Annotated in this window: 10 protein-coding genes; 9 read left to right on the top strand and 1 reads right to left on the bottom strand. The window is 63.3% G+C overall.

Going from position 1 to position 12901, the window contains the following annotated elements; translation table 11 throughout:
* Positions 1 to 43: 43 nt before the first annotated feature.
* The 4 genes from M0D64_RS13765 to rluB all read left to right on the top strand — a co-directional run bounded on the left by M0D64_RS13765 (position 44) and on the right by rluB (position 5729).
* Entirely contained in the window at positions 44 to 946 is a 903-nt protein-coding gene (locus M0D64_RS13765) for a LysR family transcriptional regulator (protein ID WP_266258084.1), read from the top strand.
* A gap of 223 nt (positions 947 to 1169) precedes the next feature.
* The gene (locus M0D64_RS13760) at positions 1170 to 2393 is read left to right on the top strand and encodes a pyridoxal phosphate-dependent aminotransferase (RefSeq protein ID WP_266258083.1); all 1224 of its coding nucleotides are present in this window, start codon (positions 1170 to 1172) and stop codon (positions 2391 to 2393) included.
* A 374-nt stretch (positions 2394 to 2767) separates the two neighbouring features.
* Positions 2768 to 3766: an SMC-Scp complex subunit ScpB gene (gene scpB / locus M0D64_RS13755; protein ID WP_266258082.1), complete on the top strand. Its 999-nt coding sequence runs from the start codon at positions 2768 to 2770 to the stop codon at positions 3764 to 3766.
* Between the two features lie 64 nt (positions 3767 to 3830).
* Positions 3831 to 5729, top strand: a complete 1899-nt coding sequence (gene rluB / locus M0D64_RS13750) for a 23S rRNA pseudouridine(2605) synthase RluB (protein WP_266258081.1) — start codon at positions 3831 to 3833, stop codon at positions 5727 to 5729.
* A gap of 96 nt (positions 5730 to 5825) precedes the next feature.
* On the opposite strand, the gene M0D64_RS13745 is transcribed toward rluB, so the two are convergent.
* On the bottom strand, positions 5826 to 6065 hold the full coding sequence (locus M0D64_RS13745) for a hypothetical protein (RefSeq protein WP_266258080.1): 240 nt from the start codon (positions 6063 to 6065) through the stop codon (positions 5826 to 5828).
* 186 nt (positions 6066 to 6251) lie between these two features.
* Here M0D64_RS13745 and rimP point away from each other — a divergent pair, with 186 nt between their 5' ends.
* The 5 genes from rimP to truB all read left to right on the top strand — a co-directional run bounded on the left by rimP (position 6252) and on the right by truB (position 12838).
* On the top strand, positions 6252 to 6710 hold the full coding sequence (rimP, locus tag M0D64_RS13740; protein ID WP_028199738.1) for a ribosome maturation factor RimP: 459 nt from the start codon (positions 6252 to 6254) through the stop codon (positions 6708 to 6710).
* Complete coding sequence (gene nusA, locus M0D64_RS13735) at positions 6707 to 8182, top strand: transcription termination factor NusA (protein ID WP_054034655.1); 1476 nt, start codon at positions 6707 to 6709, stop codon at positions 8180 to 8182. The genes rimP and nusA overlap by 4 nt, the downstream gene beginning before the upstream one ends.
* 94 nt (positions 8183 to 8276) lie before the next feature.
* Positions 8277 to 11240 (top strand): translation initiation factor IF-2, encoded by a 2964-nt coding sequence (infB, locus tag M0D64_RS13730; RefSeq protein ID WP_266258079.1) that lies wholly within the window; start codon positions 8277 to 8279, stop codon positions 11238 to 11240.
* A gap of 204 nt (positions 11241 to 11444) precedes the next feature.
* Positions 11445 to 11810 (top strand): 30S ribosome-binding factor RbfA, encoded by a 366-nt coding sequence (gene rbfA, locus M0D64_RS13725; RefSeq protein WP_028199735.1) that lies wholly within the window; start codon positions 11445 to 11447, stop codon positions 11808 to 11810.
* A gap of 92 nt (positions 11811 to 11902) precedes the next feature.
* Complete coding sequence (truB, locus tag M0D64_RS13720) at positions 11903 to 12838, top strand: tRNA pseudouridine(55) synthase TruB (protein WP_266258078.1); 936 nt, start codon at positions 11903 to 11905, stop codon at positions 12836 to 12838.
* The last annotated feature ends 63 nt before the right edge of the window (positions 12839 to 12901 follow it).

Here is a 12901-nt window from a genome sequence, read left to right as displayed (position 1 = left end):
CCATACAATGCGCATCAAACTGGGTTATTGATGAGGCTGGTAAATGAATGTGACGCTGCGTCAGCTAAGGGTTTTCATTGAGGTCGCCCGTTTGCAGAGCTTTAGCCGGGCCGGCGATGAAATCGGTCTGACGCAATCGGCGGTCAGTCGCTGCGTACGCGAACTGGAGGGGGAGATCGGTCTGAAGTTGATCGACCGCACCACGCGTGAGGTGCAGCTCACGGATGTCGGCGGCAATCTGGTGTCGAGCGTGTCACGCCTGCTGACGGATCTGGACGACGCATTGCGCGAGATCCGCGAAATCGGCGAGCAGCGCCGTGGACGGGTGGTGGTGGCCGCAAGCCCGACGATCGCCTGCCGGTTGATGCCCGGCGTGGTGGCGTCGTGCGGACGGCAGTTTCCCTACATCACATTGGGTCTGCGCGACGACGTGCAAAGCGACGTGGTGCGCAAGGTGAAGTCGGGCGAAGTCGATTTCGGCGTGATCATCGGTCCGTTTTCCGCTGACGACCTGCTGAGCGAATCGCTGATGACAGATTCGTTTTGCGTCGTTTCGCGCGACGATCACCCCTTGGCGGTACAGAGGCAGGTGGCATGGACGGACCTCGAAGGCCAGCAGCTCGTCATGCTCGATTACGCGTCAGGCAGCCGGCCGATCATTGATGCCGTGATGCAGGAGTACGGCGTAAGCGCCACCGTGGTGCAGGAGCTGGGGCATTCCGCGACCGTTTTTGGGCTGGTCGAGGCGGGCGTGGGCGTGAGCGTGCTGCCCTGGCTGGCCTTGCCGCTGCCGGCGGGCGCCTCGCTGGTGGCGCGGCCGCTCGTGCCGCGCGCCGAGCGCACCGTCGAACTGGTGCGGCGGCGCGACCGCTCGCTGTCGCCGGCGGCGGAGGCGGTGTGGAGTCTGATTCGTCAATTGCCGGCGCGGGCTGAGGATTTGGGCTGATGACGCGGGCTTGGGCCGTTTGTTCAGCGAGATGAGATTTGTCGCGATCCGCGGAGCGGTCACCGCCTTGAGCCTAGCCCGATAGTCGGGGCGACTGGTGCGGTCGGCTTTCTGATCGTGCCAGGCGAGTCAGCGACTTCGCCGTCCCGAAAACAGGCGGCGCGCTAAACTGACGCCTCTTCCCAAGCGTCAGCCCTTACCTATCACCTGTCTGGAAGCCTCGATGAGCGAAACGGATCTGCCTGTGCCCTCCGTCCCCAACGCGCGCGATGCCGTGCGCGCACTGCGTCCTTCGCAGATCCGAGAAGTCGCTAACGCCGGTTTCGGCGATGCGGACGTGTTGCCGTTCTGGTTCGGCGAGTCCGATCGGGTGACCCCGGCCTTCATCCGCGACGCCGCAAGCGCCGCGTTAGCCGCGGGCGCCACCTTCTATACGCATAACCTGGGCATTGCGCCGTTGCGCGCGGCGCTCGCGGACTACGTCAGCGCGTTGCACGGGACGACGTCGTCCGATCATATTGCGGTGACGAGCGCCGGCGTCAATGCGCTGATGCTGGCCGCGCAATTGGTGGTGGGGGCGGGCGACCGTGTCGTCGCGGTCACGCCGCTGTGGCCGAATCTGGTCGAGATTCCCAAGATTCTGGGCGCGCATGTAGAAACCGTCGCGCTGGGCTACGGTGAGCGCGGCTGGCAACTCGATCTCGAGCAGTTGCTGGCGGCGCTGACGCCGGACACAAAGATGCTGCTGATCAACTCGCCGAACAATCCAACCGGCTGGGTGATGAGCCGCGAAGAGCAGCGCGCCGTGCTGGCGCATTGCCGCCGCCACGGTATCTGGATCGTCGCTGACGAAGTTTACGAGCGTCTTTATTACGCGGACGCCGAAGCTGGCGCCTACAGCCCCCATTCACGCACGGCGCCGTCGTTTCTCGATCTGGCCACGCGCGACGAGCGCGTGATCTGCGTGAATTCGTTTTCCAAGGCGTGGCTGATGACCGGCTGGCGGCTCGGCTGGATCGTCGCGCCGGCCTCGCTGATGGACGATCTGGGCAAGCTGGTCGAATACAACACCTCGTGTGCACCGGCTTTCGTCCAGCAGGCGGGCATCGCGGCCGTCCAGCAGGGCGAGCGCTTCACGCAGGAACTGGTGCTCGACCTGAAGGCGTCGCGCGACCATCTGGTGCGGGCGCTGTCCACGGTGCCGGGCGTCGACGTTAAGGCGCCGCTCGGGGCGATGTATGTGTTTTTCTCGATGCCGGGGGCGTCACGCAGTCTCGAGCTATGCAAGGCCATGGTGCGCGAAGTGGGCCTGGGCGTGGCACCCGGCAGCGCGTTTGGTCCGCAAGGCGAGGGGTTTGTGCGCTGGTGCTATGCCTGCGACACGGCGCGGCTGGACGCGGGTGTCGAGCGTCTGAAGCGTTTCCTGGCGCAGCACGGCACGCATTGAGGTGCGGCGGAACGGGCGCTTGGCGTGGGTGAAGGGCACAACCAAGGGCCCAACTAAGGGCCGATTTCAGTCCGATTCTCATGCATTTCCGCCTGGTTTTCCGCGAAAGCACGCAGCTTGGGGCGCCGCTGAAAAATGCGCCGGGGATTTCGTCTTTACGCACTGGTTGTTTTTGCGTAATATGGCGCTCAGTCACGCGATTCCTTTCAGGAATATCGCTGCTCCGTCCGGCTGGGTTTGGCTCGATTGCCTGTTTCGCCTCCCCCCGGTGCGTGCTCCCATCAATATGACCGATCAGAATCGGGCGAGCGCGTCTTCAGTTCCACATCGTCTGTTTGATCCGGTTCTTTGACCACAGGGTCTGACCTAGCTGCATGAATACCCAAGAGGCGAAGATCGTCCTCGAGACTGCCTTGATCTGCGCGCAGGAGCCGTTAAAGCTCGTCGATTTGCGCAAGCTCTTTGCCGACGGCGTGTCGGCAGACACTGTTCGGAATTTGCTCGAAGACCTGAAGCAGGATTGGTCTGGGCGCGGTGTGGAGCTGGTCGGGCTGGCGTCGGGCTGGCGATTTCAAAGCAAGCCCGCGATGCGCTCGTACCTGGATCGTTTGCATCCTGAGAAGCCGCCGAAATATTCGCGCGCGGTGCTCGAGACGCTCGCGATCATTGCGTACAGGCAACCGGTCACGCGCGGCGATATCGAAGAGATTCGCGGCGTCACGGTGAATACGCAGGTCGTCAAGCAACTCGAGGATCGCGGCTGGATCGAAGTGATCGGCCATCGTGATGTGCCGGGCCGTCCGGCGCTGTACGCGACGACGCGGCAATTTCTCGACGACCTCGGTTTGAAGGCGCTCGACGAATTGCCGCCCCTCGCGGATCCGTCGGCGCAGTTGAACGCGGATCTGCTCGGTCAGCATGCGATCGAATTTTCCGAGGCCGCGACCTTACAGGCATTGGCTTCGGGTGAAGAGAGCCCGCTCGAAGGGCCGTCGGAATCTGCCGTTGGCGAGGCAGGTGCTGAAGCAGGCAAGGCAGTTGAACTTGCCGAGGCAAGGCATGATCCGGCGGATGCCGCGCCGGCGCCCGAGTCGCATCAGGACGCTGCTGCAGCTCCGAACAGGCAAGAACATGTCGAAGCAGCGAACTTTGAACCGCAGGCCGGCGTCGCCGAGCCTGCACTGAATCACGATCCGGTCTCCCAGGCCGATCCGGCAATACCCGCGCACGACTCGGGCGTACTCCGCGATACGGAGCACGCCGCCGAGCCGAACCCGACCACGGCGGCGCACGGCGATCTTGAGGATCGCCGCGATGCCGCACAGGACGCAGGCATTCTGACCGACGACGAACCCGAGTCGCGCAGCGCCTGACGTAACCGAACTTTTTTTGCCGCGCCCGCAATGGGCGCGCGCGACCTGACATTTTGAGGTTGTTTTGACACATACCCACGACACCGATTCGTCCGAATCCGAGCGCGCCGTGCCGTCGGCACGCGCCGACGAAGCGCGTACCACGCAAGCGTCGGCAGGCGAGGGCGAGCGCCCGGCGCCGGCCACGGAAGCAGACGGTGAAGACCGTCCGCGCCGCGGCCTGCGTCGCGGACCGCGTAGCCTGATCGCGCGGCGCCGCGCCGGAGCGAAGACGAAGGGCGCCGAAGGCGCGCCCGCGCAAGGAGCTCCGGTCGTCACCGAAACGCCGCCGGACGGCGAGGTGGTCGCGCAAGTGCGCATGCCGCGCAAGGATGGTGGCGCCAAGGGCCAGGGCCCGCGCCGCAATGCGGGCGGCGCGAAGCGCGAGGGTGGTCAGCGTGAAGGTGCGCCCCGCGAGGGCGGCCCTCGCGAAGGCGGGCGCGGCGAGCGTCAGCCGCGCGAAGGCGGTCAGCGTCAGAATCGCCGTGGCGCCGAAGCGCCGGTGGAAATCGCAGCCGAAGCGAACCCGGACGATCTGTTCTCGTACGTCACGTCGCCCGCATTCGATGCGGACAACAGTGCCACCGGCGGCGTACGCGCCCCGATGCTGCGCCGTGGCAAGCCGGCCGCGCCCAAGCGCGTCCTGGCTGCGGACGACGACGCGCCGAAGCTGCACAAAGTGCTGGCCGAAGCCGGCATGGGCTCGCGCCGCGACATGGAAGAACTGATCGTCGCCGGCCGCGTGTCGGTGAACGGCGAGCCGGCTCACATCGGCCAGCGCATCATGCCGACCGACCAGGTCCGCATCAACGGCAAGCCGGTCAAGCGCAAGCTGGCCAACAAGCCGCCGCGCGTGCTGCTGTATCACAAACCGACTGGCGAAATCGTCAGCCACGCCGATCCGGAAGGCCGCCCGTCGGTGTTCGACAAGCTGCCGCCCATGAAAACCGCCAAGTGGCTCGCGGTCGGCCGCCTCGACTTCAACACCGAAGGTCTGCTGATGCTGACCACCTCCGGCGATCTGGCGAACCGTTTCATGCATCCGCGTTACAGCGTCGAACGTGAATATGCGGTGCGTGTGGTCGGCGAGCTGGCGGAAGGCATGCGTCAGAAGCTGCTGCACGGCGTCGAGCTGGAAGACGGCCCGGCGAATTTCCTGCGCATCCGCGATGGCGGCGGCGAAGGCACCAATCATTGGTATCACGTCGCGCTCGCCGAAGGGCGTAATCGGGAAGTGCGCCGCATGTTCGAAGCAGCCGGCCTGATGGTCAGCCGCCTGATCCGCACGCGTCATGGCCCGATCTCGCTGCCGAAGGGCCTGAAGCGCGGTCGCTGGGAAGAACTCGAAGACAATCAGGTGCGCGCGCTGATGGCGTCGGTCGGTCTGAAGGCGCCGTCGGAAGAAAAGGGCGGCCGCAGAGAGGCACCGGAGCGCAAGCAGCCGGATCCGATGCAAACGTCGATGGGCTTCATTAGCCGCGAACCGGTACTGATGTCGCATGGCCGTTTCGACCAACAGCAGCCGCGCGGTCAAGGCCGTCGCGGTGCGGCGGGTGGCGGCTTCGGCGGTGGTTCGGGTGGTGGTTTTGGCGGTGGTAGCGGTGGCGGTTACGGCAACCGCGGCGCTGGCCGCAGCGCCGGCGGCTTCAGCGGCCCGATGGGCGGCGGCGGTGCACCTGGCCCGCGTGGCGGCCGTGACGTCGACGGCAATCGCGCGCCGTCGGGCAATGGCAATCGTGCGGCTGGCGGCGGTAAGCGCGCTGGCGGCCCTGGCGGCGGCAATCCGGGCGGCGGCGGTAGCCGCGGGCCGGCCGGCAATCGCGGCGGTAACGCCAACCGCGCCGGTGGTGGCGGCAACCCCAACGCGGCGGGTGGTGCCAATCGTGGTGGTGGAGCGCCGCGCGGCCGTTCGCGTGGCCGTTAAACGGCAAGCAACTTAAGCATGACGGTTGGCCGCTGATCGTTCATCAACGATTTACGCTTCGCCACCGTCAGAATCAATCGACGAGCGCCGCGGGTTTCATCTGATGCATAAAACCGCGGCGTGCGCATAAGTAGGGGCAGAGTTTCCTCGCCCCTGCTTGTCCGGCGCAGGTTCGAGGCGGCGCAAGCCGCCTTGCAAAAGGCGCGGCGTGCCGCCATATCGTTGAAAGATTCCCATGAAATCAAGCGGAAATGCGCTTCGTACGGCGTTCTGCGGTTTGCGTTTGTCCCGAAAAATGGCTACAATCGCGGAGTCGCTGGGCGTGCGGCTTTTCATGTGCGGCTCAGGTGCGACCACCGGTAATAAGATGATGGGCGTTTAGCCCATTTTTTTTTGCCGCGCAGTTCTAAGTGGTTCGGCATCTCGGGTAGCACGAACGTGCGCCGGCTTGGCGCGCGGCCCGCATTGGTGTTTGCAGACAAACCCGGCAGGTCTCGCCGCGCGAACATCTTAGAGGGCACTGTGCAACTGACGGAACTGATTGAAACCACGGTCGTGGGACTCGGCTACGAGCTCGTCGATCTCGAGCGCACCGGGCGCGGCATGTTGTGTATTTATATCGACCAGCCGGCCGGCATCGCGATCGAAGACTGCGAGAAAGTCACGCGTCAGCTCCAGCACGTTCTGACGGTCGAAAATATCGATTACGAGCGGCTTGAAGTGTCGTCGCCGGGTCTCGACCGCCCGCTGAAAAAACTGGCGGATTTTGAACGCTTCGCAGGCAGCGAAGTGGTAATCACATTGAAAAAGCCATTGGACGGACGGAAATCGTACCGGGGCATTCTGCATGCTCCGCAAGGCGAGACGATCGGTCTGGAATTTGAAGGGAAGGAAGGCGCCGCGATGCTCGATTTCACCGTCGCGGATATCGATAAGGCACGCCTCGTTCCGAAAGTTGACTTTAGGAGCCGCAAACAATGAGTCGCGAAGTGTTGATGCTGGTGGATGCGCTGGCACGCGAGAAGAACGTCGATAAAGACGTGGTATTTGCCGCGCTCGAGGCGGCCCTCGCTTCGGCCTCCAAGAAACTCTTCGAAGAAGACGCGGACATCCGCGTCCAGATCGACCGTGAAAGCGGCGAGCACGAAACGTTTCGCCGCTGGAAAGTGGTGCCGGACGAAGCTGGCCTGCAGGAGCCGGATCAGGAAATCCTGCTGTTCGAAGCACGCGAACAGAAGCCGGAAATCCAGCTCGACGAATACATCGAAGAACCGGTGCCGTCGATCGAATTCGGCCGTATCGGCGCACAGGCTGCCAAACAGGTGATCCTGCAGAAGGTGCGCGACGCGGAACGCGAGCAGATCCTGAACGACTTCCTCGAGCGCGGCGAGCACATCATGACCGGCTCGGTGAAGCGCCTGGATAAGGGCAACTTCATCGTCGAAACCGGCCGTGTCGAAGCGCTGCTGCGCCGCGACCAGTTGATTCCGAAGGAAAATCTGCGCGTGGGCGACCGCGTGCGCGCCTATATCGCCAAGGTCGATCGCACCGCTCGCGGTCCGCAGATCGAACTGTCGCGTACGGCGCCCGAATTCCTGATGAAGCTGTTCGAAATGGAAGTGCCGGAAATCGAACAGGGCCTGCTGGAAATCAAGGCGGCGGCCCGCGATCCGGGCGTGCGCGCCAAGATCGGCGTGATCGCTTACGACAAGCGCATCGACCCGATCGGCACCTGCGTCGGTATCCGCGGTTCGCGTGTCCAGGCCGTGCGTAACGAGCTTGGTGGCGAAAACGTCGACATCGTGCTATGGTCGGAAGATCCCGCACAGTTTGTGATCGGCGCGCTCGCGCCGGCAGCCGTCCAGTCGATCGTCGTCGATGAAGAAAAGCATTCGATGGACGTCGTCGTAGACGAAAACGAACTGGCGGTCGCGATCGGCCGCAGCGGCCAGAACGTGCGTCTTGCCAGCGAACTCACCGGCTGGCAGATCAACATCATGACGCCGGACGAATCTGCGCAAAAGCAGAATCAGGAGCGCGGTGTACTGCGTGACCTGTTCATGGCGCGTCTCGATGTCGACGAAGAAGTGGCCGACATCCTGATCGACGAAGGCTTTACGAGCCTCGAAGAGATCGCTTATGTGCCGCTCAACGAGATGCTCGAAATCGAAGCATTCGACGAAGACACCGTTCACGAACTGCGTAATCGCTCGCGCGATGCGTTGTTGACGTTGGCGATCGCGAATGAAGAAAAGGTCGAGAATGTTGCACTCGACCTGAAGAGCTTGGACGGCATGGATGCCGACCTGCTCGCCAAGCTTGCCGAACACCAGATCCAGACGCGCGACGAACTCGCCGAGCTGGCTGTGGATGAACTGGTCGAGATGACCGGAATGGAAGAGGATGCCGCTAAGGCGTTGATCATGAAAGCACGTGAACATTGGTTCCAGTGAGAAATGACCATGGCGCACTAAATTGAACGCGGCCGTTAGGCCGCATGACAAGATGCTAACCGCAAGGAATCGGTCCTTGCATTAAGAGGAATGAATGGCGAGTAACAACGTAGCCCAATTTGCCGCGGAACTGAAAATGCCTGCAGGCGTGCTCCTTGAGCAGCTTCAGGCAGCAGGCGTCACTAAAGCGAGCGAAGACGACAGCTTGTCCGAAACGGACAAGGCGCGTCTGCTCGACCACTTGCGCAAGTCTCACGGCTCGACTGATGCGGACAAGCGCAAGATCACGCTGACGAAACGGCATACGTCGGAGATCAAGCAATCCGACGCGACGGGCAAAGCTCGCACCATTCAGGTCGAGGTGCGTAAGAAGCGCACTTTCGTCCGCCGCGACGAATCCGCCGCTGAAGGCGGGGATGCATCGAATCATGTGGCCGAAGCTGATGTAGACGATCTCGAACTCCAGCGTCGTGAAGAGGAAGCACGTCACGAAGCCGAGCTGCTCGAAAAGCAGGCTCAGGAGTTGAAGGCACGTCAGGAACAGCTCGAACGCGAAGAAGCCGAACGTCAGGCGCGCGAGCAGGCGGCTGAAGCCGAGCGTCGTCGTGCGGAAGAAGAAGCGGCGAAGAAGCGCGCGGCGGCTGCGGCCGAAGCGGCGGCTCGCGAACAGGCTCAAGCTGCCCAGCCGGCGCAGGCTGCCAAGGCGGCGGCGAAGGCTGAACCGGTCGCGGCCAAGGCTGCGGAACCGGTGGTTGCCAAGGAAAGCGAGCAGGACGACGAGCGTGCTGCGGCAGAACGCGCGGCACAACGCGAAGCAGCGAAGAAAGCGGAAGACGCAGCGCGTCAGGCCGCCGAGAAAACGCGCGCCGAGCAGGAAGAAGTCAGCAAGCGCCGTGCGGCGGCAGAAGCCGAAGCGCGTGCGATTCGCGAAATGATGAACACGCCGCGCAAGGCGCAGGTCAAGGCGCCGGAACCGGCACCGAAGCCCGCTGAGCCGGCCAAGCCCGTGGAAGCCAAGGGCACGCTGCACAAGCCGGCGCGTCCGGCGGGTGAAGCACCGGCACGTCCGGCAGCCAAGAAACCGGCTGCTGCGGCTCCGGCTGCAACGACCACGCCGTCGGCTGGCGACAAGAAAAAGCCGGGCGGTGGCAAGGGCGGCTGGCAGGACGACGCAGCGAAGCGCCGTGGCATCAAGACGCGTGGCGATACGAGCGGCGGTGTCGATCGTGGCTGGCGCGGTGGCCCGAAGGGGCGCGGCAAGCATCAGGATCAGAACACCACGTTCCAGGCGCCGACCGAACCGATCGTGCGTGAAGTGCACGTGCCGGAAACCATCACGGTCGCCGATCTGGCGCACAAGATGGCGGTGAAGGCCTCGGAAGTCATCAAGTCGATGATGAAGCTCGGCCAGATGGTCACGATCAACCAGATGCTGGACCAGGAAACGGCGATGATCATCGTCGAGGAACTGGGCCACCACGCGGTTGCGGCCAAGCTGGACGATCCGGAAGCCATGCTGGTCGAAGGCGAAATCACGGACGCAGAAGCACTGCCGCGTCCGCCGGTCGTCACGGTCATGGGTCACGTCGACCACGGCAAGACCTCGCTGCTCGACTACATCCGCCGCGCCAAGGTTGCAGCGGGTGAAGCGGGCGGGATTACGCAGCACATCGGCGCTTATCACGTCGAAACGCCGCGTGGCGTCATCACGTTCCTCGATACGCCGGGCCACGAAGCATTTACGGCCATGCGTGCTCGCGGTGCGAAGGCAACCGACATCGTGATTCTGGTGGTGGCAGCCGACGACGGCGTGATGCCGCAAACGAAGGAAGCCATTGCCCACGCGAAGGCAGGCGGCGTGCCGCTCGTCGTCGCGATCAACAAGATCGACAAGCCGGATGCGAATCCGGAGCGCGTCAAGCAGGAACTCGTCGCGGAAGGCGTCGTGCCGGAAGAATACGGTGGCGATTCGCCGTTCGTGTCGGTGTCGGCTAAAACCGGCGCGGGCATCGACGATCTGCTCGAAAACGTGCTGCTGCAAGCCGAAGTGCTGGAACTGAAGGCACCGGTCGAAGCGCCGGCCAAGGGTCTCGTTATTGAAGCGAAGCTCGATAAGGGTAAGGGTCCGGTTGCAACGATCCTGGTCCAGTCGGGTACGCTGAACCGCGGCGACGTGGTGCTGGCAGGTAGCGCCTACGGTCGCGTGCGAGCCATGCTCGACGAAACCGGCAAGCCGACCAAGTCGGCTGGCCCGTCGATCCCGGTCGAGATTCAAGGTCTGTCGGAAGTGCCGCAAGCTGGCGAAGAAGTCATCGTCATGCCGGACGACCGCAAGGCGCGTGAAGTCGCGTTGTTCCGTCAAGGCAAGTTCCGCGACGTCAAGCTGGCCAAGCAACAGGCCGCGAAGCTCGAGAACATGCTGGAACAGATGGGCGAAGGCGAAGTGGCGTACATGCCGCTCATCGTCAAGGCCGACGTGCAAGGTTCGCAGGAAGCGCTGGTGCAGTCGCTGCTCAAGCTGTCGACCGACGAAGTTCGTGTGCAGATCGTGCACGGCGCAGTCGGTGGCATCAGCGAGTCGGACGTCAACCTGGCTACGGCTTCGAAGGCGGTCATCATCGGCTTCAACACCCGTGCGGATGCACAGGCGCGCAAGCTGGCGGAAAGCAACGGCGTCGATATTCGCTACTACAACATCATCTATGACGCCGTGGATGAAGTGAAGGCTGCGATGTCGGGCATGCTGGCACCGGAGAAGCGCGAAGTCGTGACGGGTACGGTCGAAGTGCGTCAGGTCTTCAAGGTACCGAAGATCGGCGCGGTGGCTGGCTGTATGGTCACGGACGGTTTCGTCAAGCGTTCCTCGTCGGTGCGCGTGCTGCGCAACAACGTCGTGATCTTCACGGGCGAGCTCGATTCGCTCAAGCGCTTCAAGGACGACGTCAAGGAAGTCCGTCAGGGCTTCGAATGCGGTATGTCGATCAAGAACTTCAACGATATCGTCGAAGGCGATCAGTTCGAAGTCTTCGAGGTTACCGAAGTCGCGCGTACGCTGTAATTCACGCGGCATTGGCTCAACGGGCGGAGCGGGCTTAAGCGCCCGCTCCGCCCGTTGCCTTTGGGCCCCGCGCATTTTGTCGCGCATTGCGCCCCGCGGTGGCTTGAAGTTGCTATCAAGCCGCTCATTGCCGTCCGGGCAATCACCGCCGCGGCTCGCGCGAACAACTTTTTTGCATCCGTCAGAACGGATCACACAAACACCATGCCTAAAAAACGTTCTTCTCCCAATCGCAACGTGCAGATCGCCGATCAGATCCAGCGCGACCTGTCCGAGCTGCTGCGCGAGGTCAAGGATCCGCGCATCGGCCTCGTCACCATTCAAAGTGTCGAGCTGACGCCCGACTACGCGCACGCGAAGGTCTACTTCACGACGCTGACCGGCGACCCGCAGCAGACGCTCGAAGCGCTCCAGCACGCGGCCGGCCATCTGCACAATCAGTTGTTCAAGCGCCTGCACATTCATACCGTGCCGACGCTGCATTTCCATTACGACCAGACGATCGAACGGGCCGTCGAAATGTCCCGTCTGATCGACGAGGCGAACGCCAATCGCGCGAAAGAAGACTGAGCGCGTTGTTATCCGCGTTCCGGGCTGCACTGCTTCAGTAGCAGTTCATTTAGCGCTGTTTCCGTACACTTCGAAGACCCTGTCTTTCTGACATGACCGCACCTCAACGCCCCCGCGTGCCACGTCGCGCGCTCGACGGCGTGCTGCTGCTCGACAAGCCGCTCGGCCTTTCGAGCAACGACGCGCTGATTCGCGCGAAGCGTCTCTACCTGGCCAAAAAGGCGGGCCACACCGGCACGCTCGATCCACTCGCCACAGGTCTTTTGCCGCTGTGTTTCGGCGAAGCGACCAAGTTTTCGCAAGACCTGCTCGAAGCCGACAAGACCTATGAGGCGACCATGCGCCTCGGTATTCGCACGACCACCGGCGACGCCGAAGGCGAAGCAATCGACACGCGCGACGTGACGTGCGATCAGGCCGCGGTAGAGGCGGCCATGCAGAAATTTATCGGCGACATCGTCCAGGTCCCACCGATGTATTCGGCGCTCAAGCGCGACGGCAAGCCGCTATACGAATACGCGCGTGCCGGCCAGACGGTGGAGCGGGAAGGGCGTCAGGTGACGATTCACGCGCTCGACATGCTGGCCTGTGCGTTTCCCGACGTGACGTTTCGCGTGACGTGCAGTAAAGGCACGTATGTGCGGACGCTCGCTGAGGATATCGGCGAAGCGCTTGGTTGTGGCGCGCATCTGGTCGCGTTGCGGCGTACCGGTGTCGGTGCGCTGACGCTGGAGAATTCAGTGACGCTCGACGCGCTGTCCGATGCGACGGAGAGCGAGCGTGATACGTGGCTGCAACCGGTCGATGCATTGCTGTCCACGTTCCCGCTTGTCACACTAGACGAAGACGCGACCCGTCGCTTCCTGCATGGGCAACGCCTGAAGCTCTCCGAGTTGACAATCGCCGGCGACGCGGTGAATGCGCCGCGCGTACGCGTGTATGCAACGGACGGGCGTCTGCTTGGTGTCGCGAAGCAAGGCGAGGGTGTGCTGGCGCCGGAACGGCTTGTGGTCACAGCAGCGAGCTAGTGCAGAAGTTCAGCGCCGCCCCGTCAACAGCAGCAACAAAAAAGGCGGGACCGCTCACCAGCG

Origin of the sequence: Paraburkholderia sp. WS6 (assembly GCF_030464835.1) — a bacterium.
In the GTDB taxonomy this organism is placed as follows: domain Bacteria; phylum Pseudomonadota; class Gammaproteobacteria; order Burkholderiales; family Burkholderiaceae; genus Paraburkholderia; species Paraburkholderia madseniana.
This window is presented reverse-complemented; position numbering and strand designations above follow the sequence as displayed.

Bases quoted from the DNA above. Each gene is read 5' to 3' on its own strand.
- rbfA (WP_028199735.1), top strand. From the start codon at position 11,445: ATGCCTAAAAAACGTTCTTCTCCCAATCGCAACGTGCAGATCGCCGAT.
- M0D64_RS13745 (WP_266258080.1), bottom strand. From the start codon at position 6,065: ATGAAAAGCCGCACGCCCAGCGACTCCGCGATTGTAGCCATTTTTCGG.
- M0D64_RS13760 (WP_266258083.1), top strand. From the start codon at position 1,170: ATGAGCGAAACGGATCTGCCTGTGCCCTCCGTCCCCAACGCGCGCGAT.
- infB (WP_266258079.1), top strand. From the start codon at position 8,277: ATGGCGAGTAACAACGTAGCCCAATTTGCCGCGGAACTGAAAATGCCT.
- nusA (WP_054034655.1), top strand. From the start codon at position 6,707: ATGAGTCGCGAAGTGTTGATGCTGGTGGATGCGCTGGCACGCGAGAAG.
- M0D64_RS13765 (WP_266258084.1), top strand. From the start codon at position 44: ATGAATGTGACGCTGCGTCAGCTAAGGGTTTTCATTGAGGTCGCCCGT.
- scpB (WP_266258082.1), top strand. From the start codon at position 2,768: ATGAATACCCAAGAGGCGAAGATCGTCCTCGAGACTGCCTTGATCTGC.
- truB (WP_266258078.1), top strand. From the start codon at position 11,903: ATGACCGCACCTCAACGCCCCCGCGTGCCACGTCGCGCGCTCGACGGC.